Below are 23,346 nucleotides of genomic sequence, written 5' to 3'. Positions count from 1 at the left end.
GGCCGTCCGCCTGTGCGGTGGGGGGTGGGGTCAGGCGGTGAACTTCTGGCTCGCCGAGCCGTCGCACTTCTGCAGGCGGATCTGCGACTTGGCGGCCGACTGGGTCAGGCACATCCCGGTGGCCGCGGCGGGCCGCAGGGTGTCGCCGTTGCGCACGAACTTCTGGTGCTGGCCGCCGTGGCAGTTCCAGATGATCATTCCGGCGCCGGCCGAGTAGGTGTCGTCGCCGGTGTCCAGGCAGCGGTCCTGGGTGAGGCCGGTGATGACGGTCTGGCGGGCCGAGTCGTACCACCAGGTCTGGTTACGGGTGCCCGCGCAGTCCCAGCCGAGGACGCGGGTGCCGTTGGAGCTGACGGAGCTGTCGACGTCCAGGCAGTTGCCGGTGGCGCCGTTCTTGAGCGGCTTGTAGACGTCGTCCCAGGCGAGCGGGAACAGGGTCGGCTTGCCGGTGGAGTTGACGTCCGCGCAACTGGCCTCCTTCAGCCCGGAGTTGTAGAGCTGGGTGAGGCAGGAGGCGAAGGCCAGGTGGCCGCGGGCGTTGGGGTGGAAGGACTGGCGCAGCGAGTTCTCGTCCGGGGTGCCGGGCTTGGAGAGGTCGATGAACGCGCCGCGGGCCCAGGTGTCCTCCATGCAGACCTCGTGGCCCTGGAAGAGCCGCGAGTTGTCGAGGTAGGTGGCGCCGGTGTCCTGGGCGATCTTCCGCATGCCGCGCTCGAAGGCGGGGACGGCGACGTTGCGGCCCCACTTGGTGTCGGAGTCGTAGCCGAGGCCGCCGCAGGCGAGCTTGCCGGGGAAGCTGGGGTTGTCGTAGAAGTCGGGGCCGATCGGGCTCGGGTAGCCCATGACGACGAGCTTGTAGTCGCTGTCGGCGTAGCCCGCGCCCTGCATCGTGGTGCGCAGGTCGCGCACGGTCTGCTCGATCTTGGGCACGAGGCCGTCGACGCGGGCCTGCCAGCCGCTCGCGTACTTGGACTCGCAGGGCCCCTGGGACAGCAGGTAGCGCTCGACGCAGTCGGTCATGACGGGGCCGAACTGGAGGTCGTCGTTGGCGCCCGCGACGAGCAGCACCATCTTGACCTTGGTGTTGCGGGCCTTGATGGCGAGGTTGTCGCTCTGGACGAGCTCGTCGGCGTACTGCTTGGTGCCGCCGATCCTGATGTTGCCGGAGTAGGCGCCGGAGCACGAGACGTTGTAGGTCACGTCGGCGGGGATGGTGGTCTTGTGGATGGCGGAGTCCGCCGAACGGTGGCACCAGTTGTCGGGGCCGTTGGTGGGCGATTCGTAGGTGCCGATGCCCTCGCCGGAGATCTCGCTGTCGCCGAGCGAGACGAGCGAGGTCTTGCGGTCGGCGAGCGGCCGTTCGGCCGGGTCCCCGTAGAGCTTGGTGGCCTCGGCGGCGCGGACCTGCTCGAGTTCGGGCGGGAGTGGTGTGCTCGCGGTGGCTGTGGCGGTCGCGTCCGGTGCCGCGCCCGCGGTGGGGGCCGCGAGCCCGAGCACGGCCGCCGCCACCGCGACAGCGGCGGCCGTACAGCGGATTCTGGGTCTGATGCGTTGCATGACGCCTCCCCGGCTTCGGTGTTACCCGAGGTATTTACTGGTGGGTAGGCGCCATGGGAATAGCCAGAACAAGACAACTGCTCAACTTTTAGAGAGTCGCACGGCAGGTTTCGCCGGTGTTTCGGAGGTTTTGTGGCGATGACGAACGACGACAGCGGGTACCGGATCGAGCACGACTCCATGGGCGAGGTGCGGGTGCCGGCCGACGCCAAGTGGCGGGCCCAGACCCAGCGCGCGGTGGAGAACTTCCCCGTCTCGGGGCAGCGCCTGGAGCGCGCCCACATCGAGGCGCTCGCCCGGATCAAGGCCGCCGCGGCGAAGGTCAACGCGGAGCTCGGGGTGCTCGACAAGGACGTGGCCGGCGCCATCGTGGACGCCGCCGCCGAGGTCGCCGAGGGCCGCTGGGACGACCAGTTCCCCGTCGACGTCTTCCAGACGGGCTCGGGCACCTCCTCCAACATGAACACGAACGAGGTCCTGGCCACCCTCGCCACCGAGCGCCTGGGCCGCGAGGTGCACCCCAACGACCACGTCAACGCCTCGCAGTCGTCGAACGACGTGTTCCCCTCCTCGATCCACATCGCGGCGACGGCCGCCGTGACCCGGGACCTGATCCCGGCGCTCCACCACCTCTCCGCGGCCCTGGAGCGCAAGGCGGCCGAGTTCGCCGACGTCGTCAAGGCGGGCCGCACCCATCTGATGGACGCCACGCCGGTGACCCTCGGCCAGGAGTTCGGCGGCTACGCGGCGCAGATCCGCTTCGGCGTCGAGCGGCTGCGCGCCTCGCTCCCCCGCCTGGCCGAACTCCCGCTGGGCGGCACCGCCGTGGGCACCGGGATCAACACGCCGCCCGGGTTCTCCGCCGCCGTCATCGCCGAGGTCGCCCGCACCACCGGGCTCCCCCTCACCGAGGCCCGCGACCACTTCGAGGCGCAGGGCGCGCGCGACGGCATCGTCGAGACCAGCGGGCAGCTGCGCACCATCGCGATCGGCCTCACGAAGATCTCCAACGATCTGCGCTGGGCCGCGTCCGGTCCGCGCACGGGCCTGGCCGAGATCCAGCTCCCCGACCTCCAGCCGGGCTCCTCGATCATGCCGGGGAAGGTGAATCCGGTCATTCCCGAGGCGACCCTGATGGTCGCCGCGCAGGTGATCGGCAACGACGCGACGGTCGCCACGGCCGGCGCCGCCGGCAACTTCGAGCTGAACGTGATGCTGCCGGTCATCGCCAAGAACGTCCTGGAGTCGATCCGGCTCCTCGCGAACGTGTCCCGGCTGCTCGCCGACCGCACGATCGACGGCATCACCGCCGACCGCGAACGGGCCCGCGAGTACGCCGAGTCCTCCCCCTCCGTGGTCACGCCGCTGAACAAGTACATCGGCTACGAGGAGGCCGCCAAGGTCGCCAAGAAGTCCCTCGCCGAACGGAAGACGATCCGCGAGGTGGTGCTGGAGGGCGGCTACGTGGAGCGGGGCGACCTGACGGTCGAGCAGCTCGACGAGGCCCTCGACGTCCTGCGCATGACCCGCCCCTGACCGGGCGCCCGGCCGCGTCCCTCACGGTGGTGACGCGGTGACTCGATCGTGACGCGTACCGCAGCGCGTAATGGCCTGAGCCCCTAACATCTGGCCATGAACGACAACGACCGGACGGGCGAGGGGCGCTGGGCGCCCGGTGAGCAGGTTCTGTGGCGCTATCGCGCCAACGGGGGCGACGGCTTCCACATCTGCCGTCCGGTCACGGTCGTCGAGGATTCGGCCGATCTGCTGGCGGTGTGGCTGGCGCCCGGCACCGAGTGCGTCAAGCCCGTACTCGCCGACGGCACCCCGCTGCACCGCGAGCCGCTGGCCACCCGCTACACGAAGCCGCGCACCCTGCTGCGCGACCGCTGGCTGGGCACGGGCGTGCTCAAGCTGGCCCGGCCCGGCGAGCCCTGGTCGGTGTGGCTGTTCTGGGAGCGCGGCTGGTCCTTCCGCAACTGGTACGTGAACCTGGAGCAGCCCCGTACGCGCTGGTCGGGCGGGGTCGACTCCGAGGACCACTACCTGGACCTGTCGGTGTACCCGGACCGCAGCTGGCGCTGGCACGACGAGGACGAGTTCGCGCAGGCCCGCGAGGTCGGGCTGATGAACGCCGAGCAGGCCGCCTCCGTACGGGAGGCGGGGCGCCGCGCGGTCCGGGTGATCGAGGCGTGGGGGCATCCGTTCCCGGACGGCTGGCCGGACTGGCGGCCCGATCCCGCATGGCCGGTTCCGGCCCTGCCGGGCGACTGGGACCGTACGCCCGCGCACGTGTCCTCATGAGACCCTTGATGCGCCCCCAGGCAGTAAACGTAGGATCGTCCTCCGCAACAGCGCGGCGCAGCACGGGAAGTGGCGGAGGAAGCAGCACCGGCCGCAACTCTTCGCGTGTGCGGCAGGTCTGACACGATGTCGACGAGGTCATCGAGGGGCGGCGGGACCGTGAGTCAGAACAGTGGGGCGTACGAGGGGTACGCGGCGGGCGGCGCGACCGACCGGTCGGGCCAGGCCGCGGCCTTCGACGCGATCGGGGCGCGCTACGACGAGGCGTTCCCGCACAAGGACGGCCAACTGGCGTCGGTGGAGCGGCTCCTGGCCGCCCTCCCGCCCGGGGCCCGGGTGCTCGACGTGGGCTGCGGCACCGGGGTGCCCACCGCCCGCCAACTGGTGGACGCGGGGCACACGGTGGTCGGCGTCGACCTGTCCGCGGGCATGCTGGACCTGGCCCGCAAGCACGTGCCGGAGGCCGAGTTTCGGCAGGCCGATCTGACGACGCTGGCCGCCGAAGGACCCGACGGGCTCGGGCAGTTCGACGCGGTCACGTGTTTCTTCACCCTGCTGATGCTGCCGCGCGCGGAGATCCCGGGCGCCCTGCGGCTGCTGCGCTCGCTGCTGCGGCCCGAGGGGCGGCTCGCGCTGTCCATGGTCGAGGCGGACCTGGACGACACGGAGATCCCGTTCCTGGGTTCCACCATCCGGGTATCCGGGTACCTGCGGGAGGAGCTGCACCGTACCGTGCGCGACGCGGGCTTCGAGATCACCGGCGAGGAGACGTACGCGTACGCTCCCGCCAGCACCGACGCCCCACCCGAGCACCAGCTGTTCATCGACTGCCGGCGCACCGGCCAGTAGCACGGCGCGCAGCCCCGGACGGACGGATTCGACACGCGTGACGGAGCACTCAGCCTCTTACCCAGGCTCGCACGACGGCCCCCGCGGCCAGGCGGCACGGCCCGCCGACCCCCGCGGGGCGCTGCGGCATGCCCCGCATGCCCCGCAGGCGTCCGCGGCCCCGGGCGGTTTACCCGAGCAGCCGCGCCGGGCCGCCGCGCCGTCCGCGGCGACCGCCTCCTCCGCGGCCTCTTCCTCCGCCGCCGCGGACGCCGAGCACTCGCAGCCCCGTACGCCCTCACCGGAGCCGGTGCGTCCGGGCGGGCCGCCGGAGGGCGGCGAGCGCCGTTCCGGGCAGCCGCGTCCGTCGGGTCAGCCGGTGGCGATGCGCCGGGACGGGGACCGGCTGCGGTTCGTGGGCGCCGCGACCCGGCGGATCGCCCGCGGCATCGACCTCGACGAGATCGTGATGGGGCTGTGCCGGGCGACCGTGCCGACGTTCTCCGACGCGATCCTCGTGTACCTGCGCGAGCCGCTGCCGGTCGGCGACGAGCGGCCCACGGGCCCGATGGTGCTGCGCCTGCGTCGCACCGACCGGATCCCGGACGCGGACGACACCGACACGGACTCGGACAGTGGGAGCGGTACCCTGCCGGCCTCGCTGCCGCAGCCGGAACTGGCGGCGGGCAGCGCCGAGTTGTGCGAGGTCCGCACCGGCGGCGCGCTCGCGGAGGTGCTGCGCGGGGTGCGTCCGGTGTTCGCGGACTCCCCGGCGGCGATCGCCGCGCTGCCCGAACTGCTCGGTGAGTGCCGGTCGTTGCCGACCGGCCGGCGGGCGATCCTGGCACCGCTGCGGGGGCGGCGCCGGGTCATCGGTGCCGCCGTGTTCCTGCGCCGACCGGACCGGATCCCGTTCGACGCGGACGATCTCCTCGTCGCGGGACAGCTGGCCACGCACAGCGCGCTCGGCATCGACAAGGCGGTCCTGTACGGGCGCGAGGCGTACATCGCGGACGAGCTGCAGCGCACGATGCTGCCCGAGACCCTGCCGCGGCCCACGGGCGTACGGCTGGCCTCGCGGTATCTGCCGGCGGCGGAGACGGCGCGGGTCGGCGGCGACTGGTACGACGCGATCCCGCTGCCCGGAAGCCGGGTCGCGCTCGTGGTCGGCGACGTCATGGGCCACTCCATGACCTCGGCGGCGATCATGGGCCAGCTGCGGACGACGGCGCAGACCCTCGCCGGTCTCGACCTGCCGCCGCAGGAGGTGCTCCACCACCTCGACGAGCAGGCGCAGCGGCTCGGCACGGACCGCATGGCGACGTGCATGTACGCGGTCTACGACCCCGTCTCGCACCGCATCACGATCGCCAACGCGGGCCATCCCCCGCCGGTGCTGCTGCACCTGGGCGGACGGGCCGAGGTGCTGCGGGTACCGCCCGGCGCGCCCATCGGGGTCGGCGGGGTCGACTTCGAGGCCGTCGAGCTGGACGCGCCGGCCGGGGCGACGCTGCTCCTGTACACGGACGGGCTGGTCGAGTCGCGACTGCGGGACGTCTGGACGGGAATAGAGCAGCTGCGTGAACGGCTCGCCGCTACTGCCCAGTTGACGGGGCCGGACCATCCACCGCCGCTGGAAGCGCTGTGCGACGAGGTCCTCGACATGCTCGGCCCGGGCGACCGGGACGACGACATCGCGCTGCTCGCGGCGCGGTTCGACGGGATCGCGCCCAGCGATGTCGCGTACTGGTTCCTGGAGCCGGAGGACGCGGCGCCGTCGCGGGCGCGGCGGCTCGCGCGCTCGGCGCTGGCCCGCTGGGGCCTGGAGGAACTCACCGACTCCGTCGAGCTGTTGGTGAGCGAGGTCGTGACGAACGCGGTGCGGTACGCCTCGCGGCCGGTGACGCTGCGGTTGCTGCGGACGGATGTGCTGCGGTGCGAGGTGGGCGATGACGTGCCGCAGTTGCCGCGGCTGCGGCAGGCTCGGGCCACGGATGAGGGTGGGCGGGGTCTGTATCTCGTCAATCGGCTGGCGCGGCGGTGGGGGGCGACGCGGTTGTCTACGGGCAAGGTGGTGTGGTTCGAGCTCTCCTTGCCGGGGGCGGCGGGTTCAGCGCCGTAGCTTCGTCGCGGGGTCGCCAGGTGCGGGTCCGGTGGGGGCTGGTCGCGCAGTTCCCCGCGCCCCTGGAAGGCATGCGGCTTCGCCGCGCCTTCCCCAGATGAAAGGCACCCCGCACCTTGATCGGGGAAATGCGACCCGAAGGGTCCGCATTTCAGGGGCGCGGGGCTGTGTCGATTTGCGGCTCCGCCGCGGGGCGCGACCAGCCCCCACCGGGCCGCACCCGGCGACGGTCACAGGCCCACCGGGACATAGCCCCGGGCCCGCCCATGGTCGTCCAGGAGGCGGCCCATGCGCTTGGCCGTGCGGAGCGTCACCGTGCGGTCCTCGATGCGCAGACGCGGAAAGCGGTCGTCGAGCAGGGACTCCAGGGCCGCCATACCGTCGAGGTCCCGTAGCCAGACGGAGAAGAGCAGGTTGCAGGACCCGGTGACGGACGTGCACAGCCGCATCTGGGGGAGCCGGGCGAGCGCGGCCCCGGTCGCGTCCAGCTCCCCGTGCGGTACCCGGGCCCGGTACGTGGCGAGCGCGGGCCACCCGGCGAGCTGCTGGGCCAGATCGCAGCGCAACAGGATCTCGCGGTCCCGCAGCTCACGGGCGAGCCGCCGCCGCACCGTGGACTCGCTGATTCCGACCCGCTCGGCGAGTTCGGCGTAGCCCGCGCGCCCGTTCGCGCCGAGGGCGAGCAGGAGTTTCAGGTCGACGTCGTCGCGGGGCAGGAACGCGCAGGGCGTCGTGGAGCCGGTCACCGCACCGGCGGTGCCCTGCGCGGTGAGCCGGGCGCGGCCCGCCGGTTCCAGGGCGCGGACCTTCCAGTTGCTGCCCTCCTGGTAGAGCCGCATGCTCAGCCGGGTCCGGGTGCCGCGCACGCCGGGCAGCCGGCCGATGTCCTCGGTGACGCGGCGGCCGAGCGCGGGCAGGTCGGGGGCGGCGATGGACAGGAACAGGTCGTAGTCGCCGACGACGAGTTCGGCGCTGAACACCCAGGGCAGGGCGACGAGCCGGGCCGCGAGCTCCTCGACGCGGCGGGGGCGGCAGGTGACCTCGACGTAGGCGACGGTGGTGGTGGCCGGTCCGGCGTAGGCGGTGACCCAGGCGAGGCCCTCGCGTTCGAGGCGGGCCCAGCGGCGGGCGGCGGTGGTGGCGTCGACGCCCACGGCGGGGCCGACGCGGGACCAGGGGGCGCGGGGGTCGGTCTGGAGGGCGTCGATCAGGGCGAGGTCGGCCTCCTCGAAGGCGGCCCCACCGACGGCCCCGGTGGCGGCGGATTCCTGCGAGGCGTGCGGCAGGCTGCCGGTTTCCTGCATTTACGGGCCCCTCTCGCGCGGCGGCCGGATTCTGTCCCCACTTCCGAGCCGCTCCCCCACACCAGCACGCCCACTCTAGAAGGAGTGCCTGTGGCCCCACCGTCGCACGACCCCGGAAACACCCCCGGCAACGTCCCCGGCAAGGAGCGCCTCGACCGAGGCGCGAAGATCACCGTCGCCCTGCTGTTCAGCGCCTGGCTGATCGACTACGTCGACCGGCTCGTCATCAATCTGGCGCTGCCCTCGATCGGCGACGAGTTCGACCTGAGCCGCACCCAGCAGGGCGTGGCCGTCTCCGTCTTCTTCGTGGCGTACGCGCTGTGCCAGATCCCGGGCGGGATGCTGGCCGACCGGTTCGGCGCGAAGCGGGTCACGTGCTGGGCGCTGCTGATCTGGTCCGTGTTCACGGCGCTGACCGGCCTGGCGGGCTCGTTCGCGATCCTGCTGGTGGTGCGGTTCCTGTTCGGGGTGGCCGAGGGGATCTTCCCCGGCGCCTCGATGAAGGCGGTCAGCGAGCGCACGACGCCGGGCCAGCGGATGAGCGCCAACGGTCTGGTGCAGTCGTCGAACGCGGTGGCCGCCGTGGTCGCCCCGCTGGTCGCGGCGCCGCTGATCGCCCACTTCGGCTGGCGTTCGGCGTTCTTCAGCGTCGCCGCCGTCGGCGTGTTCGTGTACGCGGCGGTGCGGCTGTGGCTGCCGGAGCCGCAGAACGCGGGCGCCTCGTCGGCGGCCCCGGCGGGTGGCACTCGTACGATCGTGCGCTCCGGCACGATGTGGGCCTTCGCCGGGATGTTCTTCGGGTACGACATCATCGTGTGGGGCCTGAACACGTGGGTGCCGTCGTATCTGAGCGAGGAGCGCGGGCTCGCGCTGACCTCCGCCGGGGCGCTGGCCGTGGTGCCGGCGGGCGTGGCGACCGTCGCCGTGATCGTCGGCGGGCGGCTCGCGGACCGGTTCCAGGGGCATCAGCGCAAGGTCGTGGTGCCCGCGATGGCCGTCTCCTCGATCGCGCTGCTCCTGATGGCGACGGCCTCGGGCACGGCCGCGTTCGTGGCGTGGATGACCGTGGCGATCGGCGCCGCGTCCCTCTCGTACATGCCGGTCTTCGCGGTGCCGCTGCGCAGTCTGCCGCCGGCGCTGACCGGGGCGGCGGCCGGGCTGATCACGTTCGGCGGGCAACTCGGCGGGGTCGTCGCGCCGACCGCAATGGGGCTGCTCGCGGACGCCGCCGGGTTCACCGCCGCGTTCGGCTTCCTCGTGCTCGGCGCCGTCCTCGCGGCGGTGCTGTCCGTGTTCACCCCGCAGGACTCCCTCTCCTTCCGCCGGGCGCTGCGGCTGCCCGAGCCTTCTTCCACCAGCGACCGTGTCCCCGTAGAAGCAGAAAGCGAGCAGGCATGACCACCGAGAACAACTCCGCGCCTTTCACCGGCGGCCTCGACGCGCATCTTCCCGAACTGCGCGCGCTCTACGAGGACTTGCACGCCCATCCCGAGCTGTCGTTGCAGGAGACGCGGACCGCGGGGATCGTCGCGGCGCGGCTGCGGGCGCAGGGCGGCTGGGAGGTGACCGAGGGCGTCGGCGGCACCGGTGTCGTCGGGGTGCTCCGCAACGGGGACGGGCCCGTCGTGCTGCTGCGCGCGGACATGGACGGGCTGCCGGTCCTGGAGGCGACGGGGCTGCCGTACGCGTCGGTGGCGCGGGCAACGGACCGGGACGGGAACGACGTGCCGGTGATGCACGCGTGCGGCCACGACATGCACGTGACGTGTCTGCTGGGGGCGGCGGCGCAGCTCGTCGCGCACCGAGGCGCCTGGAGCGGCACGGTCGTCGCGGTGTTCCAGCCGGCGGAGGAGACGGGCGAGGGGGCGCGGGACATGCTCGCGGACGGTTTCGCGGAACGTTTCCCGCGGCCGGACGTGTGTCTGGGTCAGCACGTGGGCCCGTTCCCGACGGGGATCGCGGTGACGCGGCCGGGTCCGGTGATGGCGGCGTCGGACAGTTTCCGGGTGCGGCTGTTCGGGCGGGGCGGGCACGGGTCGACGCCGGAGTCGACGGTGGACCCGGTGGTGATGGCGGCGGCACTGGTGCTGCGGTTGCAGACGGTGGTGTCGCGCGAGGTGGGTGCCTCGCAGGCGGCGGTCGTGACGGTGGGCGCGCTGCACGCCGGCACGAAGGAGAACATCATTCCGGACGAGGCCGAGCTGAAGCTGAACATCCGGTCGGTGGACGAGTCGGTGCGGGAGCGGGTGCTCGCGGCGGTCCGCCGGATCGTCAAGGCGGAGGCGGAGGCGTCAGGGGCGCCGAAGGAGCCGGAGATCACCTCGCTCGGCACGTTCCCGGTCACGGTGAACTCGGCGGCGGCGACCGAGGTGACGGTCGGGGCGCTGCGCGGGACGCTCGGCGAGCAGGCGGTCGTCACGCTGCCGCATCCGCTCAACGGCAGTGAGGACTTCGGCCTGTTCGGGGACGCGCTCGGGGTGCCGTCGGTGTTCTGGCACTTCGGCGGGGCGGCCTTGGAGGCGTTCGCCGGGGTCGACTTCGAGGCGGTGGCGACGCGTGGGCTGCCCGCGGAGATCCCGGTGAACCACTCGCCGCTCTACGCCCCGCTGCCGGAGCCGACGATCGAGCTGGGGGTGCGGTCGCTGCTCGGGGCGGCGGGGGCGTGGCTGGGCGGGGCCCGGTGAGCCGCACCTGAACCGAGGGCGCCCGGAACCGTGTGGTTCCGGGCGCCCTCGTGTGTGGCCGGTGTCAGTTCTTCGGCTTGGTGCCGTTCCAGCCGCCCGTGTCTCCGCCGTCGCCGCCCGGGTCCTCCGGGATGCCGATGGTCGGGGTGCCCGTGTCGGTCGGCGGCTCGATCGTCGACGTCGGATCGTCCGTCGGCGGCTCGGTCGTCGGCTCGTCCGTCGGGGTCGACGGGCTGGTCGGCGGCTCCGTGGTCGGCTCGTCGCTCGGCGACTCGGGTGCCGTCGGCTCGTCGCTCGGGGTGACCGGGGCCTGGGTGGTGGGCTCGACGCCCGCGCCCATGTCGGTGTCCAGGTCGAAGCGCTCGCCGGAGTTCGTGGTGTTGAAGGTGTACTGGGCCCAGATGCGGGCCGGGAAGCTGCCACCGTTGACCCGGCCGCCGCCGGCCGCGCCGGACAGCGAGACCTGGGCGTACTGGCTGACCTTCACCGGCTTGTCGTTGCCGCACTGGGTGGTGCCGGCCTTGGCCGCCTCGCCGAACATGCCGACGGAGGTGACGAGGTCCGGGGTGTAGCCGGTGAACCAGGCCGAGCGGTTGCAGTCGGACGTACCGGTCTTGCCGGCGACCTGCTGGCCCGCGCGGCCCGGGTTGTCACGGACCGAGCCGCGGGCCGTACCGTCGTCGACCACGCCGGTGAGCACCGAGGTGACGGAGTCGGCGGCGGCCCGGCTGATGACCTGCTCGCCGGACTGCTCCGGCAGGTCGAGCTTCTGGCCCGCCAGGGACACCGACTTCACGAGCTGCGGGGTGACCAGCTTGCCGTGGTTGTCGAGGGTCGCGTAGACGCCGGCCATCTCCAGGGGGCTGGCGCCCATGGTGCCGAGGGTCTGGGCGTAGTACGGCTTGAGGTCGGCCTCGTCCATGCCGAGCTTCTTGGCGGTCTCCATGACCTGGTCCATGCCGACGTCGGCGCCCATCTGCGCGAAGACGGAGTTGATGGACTTGTTCATCGCGGTCTGGACGGTGACGTCGTCGTAGTCGACGTCGTCCTCGTTCGGCGGGGCGAAGCCCACCTCGCTGCCGCCCTCGACGACAGGGCGCTTGCTGGTGCCGTCGTAGACCGTGTTGGCCCGGATCGACTGGCCGTCCTGCGTCTTCGCGTTGTTCTCCAGCGCGGCGGCGAGGATGAGCGGCTTGAAGGTCGAGGCGGGCTGGTAGTCGGTGCGGGTGGCGTTGTTGCGCCAGTGCTTGTCGATGCCCTCGCCGCCGTACATGGCGACGACCTTGCCGGTCTTCGGGTCGACGGAGACGGCGCCCGCCTGCACGTTCGCGTCGGTCTTGCGGCGCTTGGGGTCGAGCTGGTCGGTCAGCTGCTGCTTGACCGCCTTCTCCAGCTGCTTCTGCTTCTTGCGGTCGATGTTGAGCGTGATCGTGTAGCCGTGGGCGTCGAACTGGTCCTCGGTGAGGTTCAGTTCCTTCATGGCCTCGGCCTTGGCGGCCTGGTAGAGGTAGCCCTCCTGGCCCTGGAGGCCGGCGGCCGGCTTGGGGTCCTTCGGCGTCGGGAAGGTCATGCCGGCGCGCTCGCTCGCGCTGAGCCAGTGCATGTCGACCATGTTGTCGAGGACGTAGTTCCAGCGCTGCTTGACGAGCTTCTTGCCGGTGTCGGAGGCGATCGCCCAGTCGTACTGGTTCGGCGCCTGGAGGAGCGCGGCGAGGTAGGCGCCCTGCTCGACCTTGAGGTCGGAGGCGTCGACGCCGTAGTAGGCCTGGGCGGCGGTCTGGATGCCCCAGGCGCCGCGGCCGTAGAAGCTGGTGTTGATGTAGCCCGCGAGGATGTCGTCCTTGGACTTCTTGCGGTCCACCTTCAGCGAGATGACCAGTTCCTTCAGCTTGCGCGAGACGGTCTGGTCCTGGGTCAGGTAGTAGTTCTTCACGTACTGCTGGGTGATCGTCGAACCACCCTGCTTGCCCTTGCCCGTGACCGTGTTGAGGACGCCGCGGGCGGTGCCCTTCAGGTCGACGCCCTGGTCCTTGTAGAACGTCTTGTTCTCGGCGGCCACGAAGGTGTGCTGGACGCCCTTGGGGACCTCGGACAGCTTCACGATCTCGCGGTTGACCTCGCCCACGCGGGCCATGGTCGAGCCGTCGCTGTACTTGTAGACGTTGCTCTGCAGGTCGGCTTCCGGGTTGCCCTCGGGTATGTCGATCACCATGTAGAGCACCACGAAGGCGCCCATGCACAGGAGCACGAACCCGAAGAAGGCCCCCAGCAGCTTCTTCCAGGTGAAGAAGCGGCGTATGCCCGAGGGCCGCGCCGCACGCCGGCCCGCATTCCTCGCATCCGCTCGGCCCATGACCTCGTCGCTCCGCTTCTCGTCCGCCAACATTCCTGATTCGTTCGGAATCAGCTCATGAAGCTAACACCGCCACTTAAGGCAAAACTGTGCCTTTCCGGTCATTTCCGGACGTGACAATCAGCACCTACCCCATGGGAACCGACGATCCAGACGGCCGGATGGTTGCCGCACGCCAAAAAGTGATATCACTATGCTAGACAGCGTTCACCCCGGACCGGGGGCGAACCGGCAGCTCAGGGGAACGGGGACAGACATGTCAGAGACGGACACCACACCGGACGTCACGCCGGACGTGCCGGCCATGCCGAAGGCGCGCGTGCGGGAGGTCACGGCGCACAGCATCGGGGGCGGGCTCGCGCTGCTGCTCGGCCTGGTCGGGCTCGCGGCGGGCGTGGTGCTGATCGTGACGGCGACGACGCTGGACTCGGACGGCGTCAAGGCGCTGCTCATCGTGCTCGGTGTCGTGCTCGGCGTCGGCTCCTTCTTCGCGATGTGCGGGCTGAACATGGTGGCGCCGGGCGAGGCCCGCGTCGTCCAGCTCTTCGGCCGCTACCGGGGCACGATCCGCACCGACGGGCTGCGCTGGGTGAACCCGCTGACCTCGCGCACCAAGATCTCGACCCGGGTCCGCAACCACGAGACGGCGGTCCTCAAGGTCAACGACGCGTACGGCAACCCGATCGAGCTCGCCGCGGTCGTCGTGTGGCGGGTCGAGGACACCGCGCAGGCCACGTTCGAGGTGGACGACTTCCTGGAGTTCGTCTCGACGCAGACCGAGGCGGCCGTCCGGCACATCGCCATCGAGTACCCGTACGACGCCCATGACGAGGGCGGCCTGTCGCTGCGCGGGAACGCGGAGGAGATCACCGAGAAGCTGGCCGTCGAGCTGCACGCGCGCGTGGAGGCGGCCGGTGTCCAGATCATCGAGTCCCGGTTCACGCATCTCGCCTACGCTCCGGAGATCGCCTCGGCGATGCTGCAGCGGCAGCAGGCGGGGGCGGTCGTCGCGGCGCGGCGGCAGATCGTCGACGGGGCCGTCGGGATGGTCGAGGCGGCGCTGGCGCGGATCGCGGAGCAGGATTTCGTGACACTGGACGAGGAGCGGAAGGCGGCGATGGTGAGCAACCTGCTGGTCGTGCTGTGTGGTGACCGTGCGGCGCAGCCGGTCCTGAACACGGGGACGCTCTACCAGTGACCCCTCCTCCGCCTCCGCCTCCGGCGCGGAAACAGGTGCTGCTGCGGCTCGATCCCGTCGTGTACGAGGCGCTGGCGCGGTGGGCCGGGGACGAGTTGCGCTCCGCGAACGCGCAGATCGAGTTCTTGCTGCGGCGGGCGCTCGCCGAGGCGGGGCGGTTGCCCGGTGGGGCGGCGCCCATCGCTCGGCGGGGGCGTCCGCCCAAGAGCTCGGACGGTTCGGAGGGTTCGGCGGCCGACGGGTAGTGGGGGCTGGTCGCGCAGTTCCCCGCGCCCCTGAAATGCATGGCGCTTCGCGCCGCATTTCCCCGATGGGCCGACGCCCCTGAGATGGCGCACGAAGTGCGCATCTCAGGGGCGCGGGGAACTGCGCGACCAGCCCCCACCGGAGCCGCAGACGACTTTCGGCCCCCTATACACACCGGGTATACACGGAGTGTAGAGTCCCGGGCATGTCCATCGGCCACACCCTTCTCGGGCTGCTCGAATCAGGGCCCCGCCACGGTTACGACCTCAAGCGCACGTTCGACGAGACCTTCGGGCACGACAAGCCCCTGCACTACGGTCAGGTCTACTCGACGATGTCCCGTCTCCTGAAGAACGGGCTCGTCGAGGTGGACGGGATCGAGGCGGGCGGCGGCCCCGAGCGCAAGCGGTACGCGATCACCGACGCCGGCATCACGGACGTCCAGCAGTGGCTGGCGACCCCGGAGAAGCCGGAGCCGTACCTCCAGTCGACCCTGTACACGAAGGTCGTCCTCGCGCTGCTCACCGACCGCGACGCGGCCGAGCTCCTCGACTCGCAGCGCGCCGAGCACCTGCGTCTCATGCGCATCCTCACCGACCGCAAGCGCAAGGGCGACCTCGCCGACCAGCTGATCTGCGACCACGCCCTGTTCCACCTGGAAGCCGACCTGCGCTGGCTGGAACTGACCGCCGCGCGTCTCGACCGCCTCGCCGCGGAGGTGCGCCCCTCATGACCCCCTCCGGTTCCCTGCTGACCGCCGTCGACCTGCACAAGGCGTACGGCCCGACGCCCGCGCTCGACGGCGCCTCCTTCTCCGTGCATCCCGGCGAGATCGTCGCCGTGATGGGCCCGTCCGGTTCGGGCAAGTCGACGCTGCTGCACTGTCTCGCCGGGATCGTGACGCCGGACTCCGGCAGCATCACGTACGGCGGCCGCGACCTGACCGACATGTCGGACGCGGAGCGCAGCGCGCTGCGCCGCGGCGAGTTCGGCTTCGTCTTCCAGTTCGGCCAGCTGGTGCCCGAGCTGACCTGCGCCGAGAACGTGGCGCTGCCGCTGCGGCTCAACGGTGTGCGGCGCAAGGAGGCCGAGCGGACGGCCGCCGGCTGGCTGGAGCGGCTGGAGGTCGACGACCTGGCCGGCAAGCGGCCCGGGGAGATCTCCGGCGGCCAGGGCCAGCGCGTGGCCGTGGCCCGCTCGCTGGTGACGAACCCGCGCGTGCTGTTCGCCGACGAGCCGACCGGCGCCCTGGACTCCCTGAACGGTGAGCGGGTCATGGAGCTGCTCACGGAGGCCGCCCGGAGCACGAACGCCGCGGTCGTCCTGGTCACGCACGAGGCCCGGGTCGCCGCCTACTCCGACCGCGAGGTCGTGGTGCGCGACGGGAAGTCCCGGGACATGGAGTTCGTCCGATGACGCTGCTCGACGACCGTCCGGCGGCGCCCTCCCCCGCGCCCGTGCGGCAGGGGCTCGGCGGTCGGCTGCGGGACCTCGGCATCGGCGTGCGGTGCGCGGTGGCCGGTGGCCGCGAGGGCTGGATTCGTACGCTGCTGACCGCGATCGGCGTGGGGTTCGGCGTGGCCGTGCTGCTGGGCGCGGCGTCCGTGCCGACGCTCCTTCAGGCGCGCGACGACCGGGGCGCCGCCCGGCAGTTCGGCATGGACACCGGCGGGCAGCCCGACCGTTCGGACCGCTCGCTGCTGCTGAGCGACGCGTCCTCCGACTGGCGCGGCGAGACGGTCGGCGGCTATCTGGTCCGCCCCGACGGCGCGCACCCGGCGCTGCCGCCCGGCGTCGAAAAGCTGCCGGGGCCCGGCGAGATGCTGGTCTCCCCCGCCCTGCGCGAGGTCCTCGACTCCCCCGACGGCAAGCTCCTCAAGGAGCGTTACGCATACCGCGACGTCGGCACGATCGCCCCGGCGGGCCTGAGCGACCCCTTCGACCTGTACGTCTACATCGGCTCCGACCAGCTCACGACCGAGCGGGAGGCGCGGCGCGTGGACTTCTGGGGCCATGTGTACCCGACGCCGCCCATGGACCCGGTCCTGGTCCTGATGGTGGTGCTGGCCTGCGTGGTGCTGCTCGTGCCGGTGGCCATCTTCATCGCGACGGCCGTGCGCTTCGGCGGCGAGCGGCGCGACCGGCGGCTCGCCGCGCTGCGTCTGGTCGGCGCGGACGTGCGGATGACGCGGCGGATGGCGGCGGGCGAGGCGCTGTTCGGGGCGCTGCTCGGGGTGGTGTTCGGTGCCGGGTTCTTCCTGGCGGCGCGGCAGTTGCTCGCTCATGTCGAGGTGTGGCGGCTGTCCGCGTTCCCCTCGGACCTGTCGCCGGTGCCGGCGCTCGGGGTGCTGATCGTGGCGGCCGTGCCGCTGGCGTCGATCGCGGTGACGGTGTTCGCGCTGCGTTCGGTGGCGATCGAGCCGCTGGGCGTGTTCCGCAACCGCCGTACCCGGCCGCGCCGTCTGTGGTGGCGGCTGCCGATCCCGGTGGCCGGCGCGGCGCTGCTCCTGACGTCGAACGCGGTCGGCGGCTCGGACACCTTCGGGGTGGTCCGGGTGTCGGCGGGCATCGTGCTGGTCCTGCTGGGGCTGGTCCTGCTGCTGCCGTGGCTGGTCGAAGCGGTCGTGGGGCGGCTGCGGGGCGGCCCGGTGCCGTGGCAACTGGCCACGCGCAGGCTCCAGTTGTCCAGCACGGCCGCGAGCCGGGCGGTCGCGGGGATCACCATCGCGGTGGCGGGCGGCATCGCTCTGCAGATGTTCGTCGTGGGGGTCAGCGACGACTTCACGAAGTCCACCGGAAAGCAGCCGCGGGGGGCCCAGATGCTCGCCCAGTCCGGCTTCCCGGACAGGGACCTGGGTCAGCGGATGGTGGACGAGTTCCGCCGGAACGAGGGCGTACGGAAGGTCGTCGCCACCGTCGACACCTGGGCCGGCCCGGAGCACCCGAAGCCGGACGAGCACGGGTACAGCCCGTCGGTCTCGCTCTCCGTCGGCCCCTGCTCCGCGCTGCGCGAGCAGGCGAAGGTGACCTCGTGCCGGGACGGGGACGTGTTCCGGGTGGTCGGCTCGGGCGACGCGCCCACGGAACGGGACCTGCGGGACATCGCCCGGCCCGGCGCGCGGCTCATCACCGGCGAGGTGGGTGACGGGGAGTCGCCCGAGCGTGCGGTGCGCTGGACGCTCCCGAAGGACACCCGCACCGTCCCGTCGCGCCGCTCCGCCTTCGGTGGCCGCTTCACCGGCATCTACGCCACCCCCGCCGCGTTCGACACGAGCGCGCTGAGCCAGGGGGTGACGTCGGCCCAGATCGAGGTCGACGAGTCGGTGCCGGACGCCGTCGAGCACGTGCGCAACGTGGCGTTCCAGGTGGACCCGAGCATGCGGGTGTGGACCGTGCGGTCGACCGAGCGGGACAAGACGTACGAGAGCATTCTGCGGGGCCTGTTCACCGCGGCGGCGATCACGATCTCGCTCATCGCGGCGTCCATGCTGATCACGCAGATCGAGCAACTGCGGGAGCGCAGGCGGCTGTTGTCGGTGCTCGTCGCGTACGGGACGCGGCGGTCGACGCTGGCGTGGTCGGTGTTGTGGCAGACGGCGATCCCGGTGGTGCTCGGAATGGGGCTCGCGGTGTCGGGCGGTCTGGCACTCGGTTGGCTCACCCTCCGCATGGCGGGCAAGCCGGTGACGGACTGGTTCCTCTTCCTCCCCCTGGTGGGCGTGGGCGCGGCAGCCATCCTGGCCGTCACCCTCCTCTCCCTCCCCCCGCTCTACCGCCTGATGCGCCCCGAGGGCCTCCGCACGGAATAGCCCTCCGGGGGCGGATGCCCGCGGTGCCGCTCTGCCGGGGCGCGCCCCTGGGATGGCGCACGAAGTGCGCATCTCAGGGGCGCGGGGCTGTACCGGATCAGCGACTCCGTCGCGGGGCGCGACCAGCCACGACGACGCGGCACCCGGCGGCGACCCCCGGCCCCCCACGGCGGCGACGCTGTATGAGCCGAGGCCCACGATTCGCGCACCCGGCGCTAGAGCACCCGCACCGGCAACCCGGTCAACGCCCCCCGAAGCGCGGCGCCGAGTTCCTCGTACTCGGCACCACGAGCCGCCCCCGCACGCATCGCGAACGCCACCCGCCGGGAAGGCGCGGGCTCGGCGAAGTATCCGGTGAGGAGTTGCGCACTGCGGCTGGTCTCGACCGACACGGCGGTCCGGGGAAGCAGGGTCACCCCGAGTCCGCCGGCGACCAGTTGCACGAGTGTCGAGAGTCCCGCCGCGGTCGTGGTCACCGGCACGTCGTCCCGCCCCGCCTCCCGGCAGATGTCCAGCGCCTGGTCCCGCAGGCAGTGCCCCTCGTCCAGGAGCAGCAGATTCAGCTCGCGCAGGGCGTCGCGCGGGATGCCCTCACGGCCGCCGAGCCAGTGGTCCAGCGGGGTGACCAGCACGAAGTCCTCGTCGAACAAGGGGATTTCGGCGATGCCCGGCACCCCGAGCGGCACGGCGAGCAGCAGCAGGTCGAGGCGCCCGGCGGTGACGCCCTCCAGCAGCGAGGAGGTCTGCTCCTCGTGGACCTGGAGGTCGAGGTCCGGGTACCGGTCGTGCACGAGCCGCAGCAGGGTGGGCAGCAGATAGGGCGCGATCGTGGGGATGACCCCGAGCCGCAGCGCCCCGGTGAACGGTGCCCGTACGGCCTCCGCCTCCTCGACGAGCGCCCCGACCTCGTCGAGCACGGCCCGCGCCCGCACGGCGATGCGCTCCCCGGCCGGCGAGAGCAGCACTTTGCGCGTCGTACGCTCGACAAGGGTCACCCCGAGCGTCTCCTCCAGCGCGGACACCGCTCCGGACAGCGCGGGCTGGCTCATCCCGATCGCTGCCGCCGCGTCCCTGAAGTGCAGATGCTCCGCGACCGCGGCGAACGCCCGCAGCTGCGCCAGGCTGGGCTGCCGGCGCTTCAGGCCCGGCCTTCCGCTCGATACGGCCACTGATAGCCACCTCCGATCAACACGACCGAGTCTAGCTATTTCCGTAATCAATGCACGGTGTGCCACGATCATGAGCAGTCCAACCCATGGAAAGGCCCTCAAAAGGGGCCTTTCTCGCTGCAAGGAGAGCACGTGCTCACTGTCGGTGACAAGTTCCCTACCTTCGACCTCACTGCCTGCGTCTCGCTGGAGAAGGGCAAGGAGTTCGCGCAGATCGACCACAAGACCTACGAGGGCAAGTGGAAGATCGTCTTCGCGTGGCCCAAGGACTTCACCTTCGTGTGCCCGACCGAGATCGCCGCGTTCGGCAAGCTGAACGAGGAGTTCGCCGACCGTGACGCCCAGATCCTCGGCTTCTCCGGCGACTCCGAGTTCGTGCACCACGCCTGGCGCAAGGACCACCCGGACCTGACGGACCTGCCCTTCCCGATGCTGGCCGACTCGAAGCACGAGCTCATGCGTGACCTCGGCATCGAGGGCGAGGACGGCTTCGCGCAGCGCGCCGTCTTCATCGTCGACCAGAACAACGAGATCCAGTTCACGATGGTGACCGCCGGTTCCGTGGGCCGTAACCCCAAGGAGGTCCTGCGGGTCCTCGACGCCCTGCAGACCGACGAGCTGTGCCCGTGCAACTGGAGCAAGGGCGACGAGACCCTCGACCCGGTCGCGCTGCTCTCGGGCGAGTGAGCGGAGTCTTCTGACATGGCACTCGACGAACTGAAGTCCGCCATACCGGACTACGCCAAGGACCTGAAGCTCAACCTGGGCTCGGTCATCGGCAACTCGGACCTGCCGGCCCAGCAGCTGTGGGGCACGGTCCTCGCGACCGCCATCGCCTCCCGCTCGCCGCGCGTGCTGCGCGAGCTGGCGCCCGAGGCCGAGGCGAACCTGTCGCCGGAGGCGTTCAAGGCCGCGAAGTCGGCCGCCGCCATCATGTCGATGAACAACGTCTTCTACCGCACGCGTCACCTGCTCTCGGACGACGAGTACGGGACGATGCGCGCGGGTCTGCGGATGAACGTCATCGGCAACCCCGGCGTCGACAAGATCGACTTCGAGCTGTGGTCGTTCGCCGTCTCGGCGATCAACGGCTGCGGGATGTGCCTCGACTCGCACGAGCAGGTGCTCCGCAAGGCCGGCGTCGAGCGCGACGTCATCCTGGAGTCCTTCAAGATCGCCTCGGTCATCCAGGCGGTAGCGGTCACCCTGGACGCGGAAGAAGTCCTGGCGTAAAGCCCTAAAGAAGCTGCCCCCGCCGCGCAAGCGGCGGGGGCAGCTTCTTTAGGGGCGCGGGGCTGTGTCTGCTAGCGGCTCCGCCGCGGGGCGCGACCAGCCACGACGGCGCGGCAGCCGGCAACGATTCCCGTTCAGTCCCCGGAGGGGCTCGCGTCGACTGCCGTCGCCCCCCGCGGCTCCGGCGTCTGCCGGAGCGCCTCGCCGCGCGACCACGCCCGTAGGTAGACCACCACCGTGTTGGTCACCGCGACCAGAGGCACCGCCACCACCGCGCCGCCGATCCCGGAGACCATCCCGCCCGCGGCCACCGCCAGGACGACGGCCAGGGGATGGACGCGTACCGCGCGGCCGAGGATGAAGGGCTGCAGGATGTGGCCCTCGATCTGCTGCACCGCGAGGACGACCGCCAGGGTCATCACCGCCGTGAACACGCCCTGGGTGACGAGCGCGACGACCACCGCGAGCGCCCCGGACACGACCGCGCCGACGAGCGGGATGAACGCGAACAGGAAGATGAAGACGGCGAGCGGCACCGCCATCGGGACGTCGAGGAAGAAGATGCCGAGGCCGATGAAGATGGCGTCGATCAGGGCGACTATGACCGTGCCGCGCACGTACGCGGTGAGGGTGCGCCAGGCCCGCGGCCCCGCGCCCGCGATGCCCGGACGGGCCTGCGCGGGGACGAGCTTGAGCGTCCAGTCCCAGATGCGCCGGCCGTCGTAGAGCAGGAAGAGCGTCGAGAACATCGTCAGGAGGATGCCGGTCATCGCCTCGACGATGACGGTGACGCCTTCGAGGCCCGCGGACGTGATCTCGTCCGTGTTCGCCCCGATCGCGTCGCGCAGCGACTTGGCGATGTCGTTGATCTGGTCCTCGGTGACGTGGAACGGGCTGTTGAGCAGCCACTTGCGCAGCTCGTCGATGCCGTCCTGGACCTGGTCGGAGAGCGCGTCGATGTTCTCCTGGACCTGCCAGACCACGAACCAGCCGACGAGGCCCATGATCACGAAGCCGAGGATCGCGGTCAGGGCGGTGGCGAGTCCGCGCGGGACGCCGTGCCGACGCAGCCGGGCCACGGTGGGCTGGAGCAGCGCGGTGATGAGCAGCGCCGCGATGAACGCGAAGACCACCAGCTGCACCGAGCTGATGACCTTGATGAGGACCCAGAGGGCGCCGGCGAGCACAAGGAGCCGCCAGCCGGCCTCGGCGGCGACCCGCAGGCCCCACGGGACGGCGGCGACCGGCTCGGGCCGGGCGGCGACGGCCGGGGCGTAGTCGGGCGGGGCGGGCACGTGTTCCTTGCGCGGCGCCCCGGCCGGCGCCGGCTCCGCTCCCGCCCCCGGGTCGGGCCCGGCGGCGGGCTCGGGCCGTGCGGGGCCCGGGAGTTCGGACTCGTCCTCCCGTTCGGCCTCCGCGCGGCGCTCGTCGAGGCGCTCGCCCATCCTGCTGATGCCGGCGCCTACTCTGCCGAGCCAGCCTGGCACTCGCGACATGATCCGTCCTTTTCCCCCGTGCCTCATCGCCGCTCAGACCGTACATGGCCGAAGCCCCTCACCGTATGACGGTGAGGGGCTTCGGGAGGTTGAGCGGGGTACGGCTCAGTACCAGTTGTTCGCCTGCCAGAAGGACCAGGCCTCACACGGACTGCCGTAGCGGCTGTTCATGTAGTTGAGGCCCCACTTGATCTGGGTGGCGGGGTTGGTCTGCCAGTCGGCGCCGGCCGAGGCGTACTTGCCCGCGGGCAGCGCCTGGAAGAGGCCGTAGGCGCCGGAGGAGGCGTTGACCGCCTTGTAGTTCCAGCTGGACTCGTGGTCCACGATGTTGCTGAAGCACTGGAACTGACCGGACGGCACCATGGAGCGGGCCATCGACTGGATCTGCGACACGGAGTACGAGGACTGCGGCGCGAAGGTCGAGGCGTCGCGGGTCGCGGAACGGCTGGCGGCCTGCTTCTTGGCCTCCTCGCGCTCCTTCGCCTCCTTCTCGGCCTTTTCCTTCGCGGCCTGTGCGTCCTGCTGCTTGGCGATCGCGTCCTCGGCGGCCTTCTTACGGGCCGACTCCTCCGCGGTCTTCTGGGCAGCGGTGTCGGCCGCGATGGCCTGGGTCTGCGCCTGCTGCTGCAGCGACGAGGTCTGCACCTGCGCCTGCTGACCGACAGGGACGTCCGCGAGGAGGGTCGCGTCGCTCGCCGTGGGGGCGGCCTCTGCCTCGTTCGAGGGCTGGCCGGTGCTGCCCGAGGCAACACCCACGACTGCGCCGACAGTGGTGACCGCGGTGGCCGAGGCCACTGCGAATCCCCGGACCGAAATCCGGCTCACACGGTTTCCTTCCAGCATCGCCCGCTGTGGTGTGACCCTCGCGGACGCAATCGTGCCCCTGGCACTGGCCTCCCAACTGACGGGTCACGGGAGGCACGGGCCCGGTGGGCAACTCCCGAGAGGGAGGCGCCGCGTGGTGCTCGGGCGGCATACGACATTCGTTATGGAGTTCAAGGTGCAGCTGGTGCTGCGGTGGTGCCGTACCGCTGGGGGTACAG

At 71.5% G+C, this 23,346-nt stretch carries 19 protein-coding genes; 13 read left to right on the top strand and 6 right to left on the bottom strand.

From position 1 onward, the window contains the following. Positions 1 to 30: 30 nt before the first annotated feature. A complete protein-coding gene (locus ACZ4E1_RS23445; protein ID WP_467542174.1) occupies positions 31 to 1,557 on the bottom strand; it encodes a ricin-type beta-trefoil lectin domain protein in 1,527 nt (508 codons plus the stop codon). A gap of 138 nt (positions 1,558 to 1,695) precedes the next feature. Between ACZ4E1_RS23445 and ACZ4E1_RS23440 the strand changes: the two genes are divergently transcribed. The 4 genes from ACZ4E1_RS23440 to ACZ4E1_RS23425 all read left to right on the top strand — a co-directional run bounded on the left by ACZ4E1_RS23440 (position 1,696) and on the right by ACZ4E1_RS23425 (position 6,811). Further along, complete coding sequence (locus ACZ4E1_RS23440; protein ID WP_467542173.1) at positions 1,696 to 3,093, top strand: class II fumarate hydratase; 1,398 nt, start codon at positions 1,696 to 1,698, stop codon at positions 3,091 to 3,093. Positions 3,094 to 3,189: 96 nt separating this feature from the next. Next, a complete protein-coding gene (gene fomD / locus ACZ4E1_RS23435) occupies positions 3,190 to 3,861 on the top strand; it encodes a cytidylyl-2-hydroxypropylphosphonate hydrolase (RefSeq protein ID WP_467542171.1) in 672 nt (223 codons plus the stop codon). A gap of 126 nt (positions 3,862 to 3,987) precedes the next feature. Then, positions 3,988 to 4,710, top strand: coding sequence for a class I SAM-dependent DNA methyltransferase (locus ACZ4E1_RS23430; RefSeq protein WP_467542169.1), 723 nt, complete (start codon positions 3,988 to 3,990; stop codon positions 4,708 to 4,710). Positions 4,711 to 4,747: 37 nt separating this feature from the next. After that, positions 4,748 to 6,811, top strand: a complete 2,064-nt coding sequence (locus tag ACZ4E1_RS23425; protein WP_467542167.1) for an ATP-binding SpoIIE family protein phosphatase — start codon at positions 4,748 to 4,750, stop codon at positions 6,809 to 6,811. A gap of 230 nt (positions 6,812 to 7,041) precedes the next feature. Here the strand turns inward: ACZ4E1_RS23425 and ACZ4E1_RS23420 are convergent, their stop codons facing one another. Next, a complete protein-coding gene (locus ACZ4E1_RS23420) occupies positions 7,042 to 8,115 on the bottom strand; it encodes an Lrp/AsnC family transcriptional regulator (RefSeq protein WP_467542166.1) in 1,074 nt (357 codons plus the stop codon). 90 nt (positions 8,116 to 8,205) lie between these two features. Here ACZ4E1_RS23420 and ACZ4E1_RS23415 point away from each other — a divergent pair, with 90 nt between their 5' ends. Both ACZ4E1_RS23415 and ACZ4E1_RS23410 read left to right on the top strand, forming a co-directional pair. Then, entirely contained in the window at positions 8,206 to 9,513 is a 1,308-nt protein-coding gene (locus ACZ4E1_RS23415) for an MFS transporter (protein WP_467542165.1), read from the top strand. Continuing rightward, positions 9,510 to 10,799, top strand: coding sequence for an amidohydrolase (locus ACZ4E1_RS23410; protein ID WP_467542164.1), 1,290 nt, complete (start codon positions 9,510 to 9,512; stop codon positions 10,797 to 10,799). The genes ACZ4E1_RS23415 and ACZ4E1_RS23410 overlap by 4 nt, the downstream gene beginning before the upstream one ends. Before the next feature lie 64 nt (positions 10,800 to 10,863). Here ACZ4E1_RS23410 and ACZ4E1_RS23405 read toward each other — a convergent pair whose 3' ends face one another. After that, the gene (locus ACZ4E1_RS23405) at positions 10,864 to 13,152 is read right to left on the bottom strand and encodes a transglycosylase domain-containing protein (RefSeq protein ID WP_467542521.1); all 2,289 of its coding nucleotides are present in this window, start codon (positions 13,150 to 13,152) and stop codon (positions 10,864 to 10,866) included. A 256-nt stretch (positions 13,153 to 13,408) separates the two neighbouring features. Between ACZ4E1_RS23405 and ACZ4E1_RS23400 the strand changes: the two genes are divergently transcribed. From ACZ4E1_RS23400 to ACZ4E1_RS23380, 5 genes are all read left to right on the top strand, one after another. Continuing rightward, on the top strand, positions 13,409 to 14,350 hold the full coding sequence (locus ACZ4E1_RS23400; protein WP_467542163.1) for an SPFH domain-containing protein: 942 nt from the start codon (positions 13,409 to 13,411) through the stop codon (positions 14,348 to 14,350). Next, positions 14,347 to 14,595, top strand: coding sequence for a type II toxin-antitoxin system antitoxin (locus ACZ4E1_RS23395; RefSeq protein ID WP_467542162.1), 249 nt, complete (start codon positions 14,347 to 14,349; stop codon positions 14,593 to 14,595). The genes ACZ4E1_RS23400 and ACZ4E1_RS23395 overlap by 4 nt, the downstream gene beginning before the upstream one ends. A 206-nt stretch (positions 14,596 to 14,801) precedes the next feature. Further along, a complete protein-coding gene (locus tag ACZ4E1_RS23390; protein WP_399127832.1) occupies positions 14,802 to 15,329 on the top strand; it encodes a PadR family transcriptional regulator in 528 nt (175 codons plus the stop codon). Then, positions 15,326 to 16,012 carry an ABC transporter ATP-binding protein gene (locus ACZ4E1_RS23385; protein WP_467542161.1) on the top strand — a complete coding sequence of 229 codons (687 nt, stop codon included), beginning with the start codon at positions 15,326 to 15,328 and terminating at the stop codon, positions 16,010 to 16,012. Before ACZ4E1_RS23390 ends, ACZ4E1_RS23385 begins: the two co-directional genes overlap by 4 nt. Continuing rightward, a complete protein-coding gene (locus ACZ4E1_RS23380) occupies positions 16,009 to 18,405 on the top strand; it encodes an FtsX-like permease family protein (RefSeq protein ID WP_467542159.1) in 2,397 nt (798 codons plus the stop codon). The genes ACZ4E1_RS23385 and ACZ4E1_RS23380 overlap by 4 nt, the downstream gene beginning before the upstream one ends. Before the next feature lie 215 nt (positions 18,406 to 18,620). Here the strand turns inward: ACZ4E1_RS23380 and ACZ4E1_RS23375 are convergent, their stop codons facing one another. Continuing rightward, on the bottom strand, positions 18,621 to 19,574 hold the full coding sequence (locus tag ACZ4E1_RS23375; protein ID WP_467542157.1) for a LysR substrate-binding domain-containing protein: 954 nt from the start codon (positions 19,572 to 19,574) through the stop codon (positions 18,621 to 18,623). A gap of 132 nt (positions 19,575 to 19,706) precedes the next feature. Here ACZ4E1_RS23375 and ACZ4E1_RS23370 point away from each other — a divergent pair, with 132 nt between their 5' ends. Together ACZ4E1_RS23370 and ACZ4E1_RS23365 are read left to right on the top strand one after the other, a co-directional pair. Then, on the top strand, positions 19,707 to 20,261 hold the full coding sequence (locus tag ACZ4E1_RS23370; RefSeq protein ID WP_467542155.1) for a peroxiredoxin: 555 nt from the start codon (positions 19,707 to 19,709) through the stop codon (positions 20,259 to 20,261). 15 nt (positions 20,262 to 20,276) lie between these two features. Then, positions 20,277 to 20,807, top strand: a complete 531-nt coding sequence (locus ACZ4E1_RS23365; RefSeq protein ID WP_467542153.1) for an alkyl hydroperoxide reductase — start codon at positions 20,277 to 20,279, stop codon at positions 20,805 to 20,807. Positions 20,808 to 20,941: 134 nt separating this feature from the next. On the opposite strand, the gene ACZ4E1_RS23360 is transcribed toward ACZ4E1_RS23365, so the two are convergent. Together ACZ4E1_RS23360 and ACZ4E1_RS23355 are read right to left on the bottom strand one after the other, a co-directional pair. Further along, the gene (locus tag ACZ4E1_RS23360) at positions 20,942 to 22,303 is read right to left on the bottom strand and encodes an AI-2E family transporter (RefSeq protein ID WP_467542151.1); all 1,362 of its coding nucleotides are present in this window, start codon (positions 22,301 to 22,303) and stop codon (positions 20,942 to 20,944) included. Positions 22,304 to 22,408: 105 nt separating this feature from the next. After that, on the bottom strand, positions 22,409 to 23,146 hold the full coding sequence (locus tag ACZ4E1_RS23355; protein ID WP_467542149.1) for an aggregation-promoting factor C-terminal-like domain-containing protein: 738 nt from the start codon (positions 23,144 to 23,146) through the stop codon (positions 22,409 to 22,411). Between the last annotated feature and the right edge of the window lie 200 nt (positions 23,147 to 23,346).

The organism is Streptomyces sp. NPDC025806, from assembly GCF_055558275.1.
The sequence above is the reverse complement of the archived record's forward strand: the minus strand, read 5'-3'. Positions and strand labels throughout refer to the sequence as shown.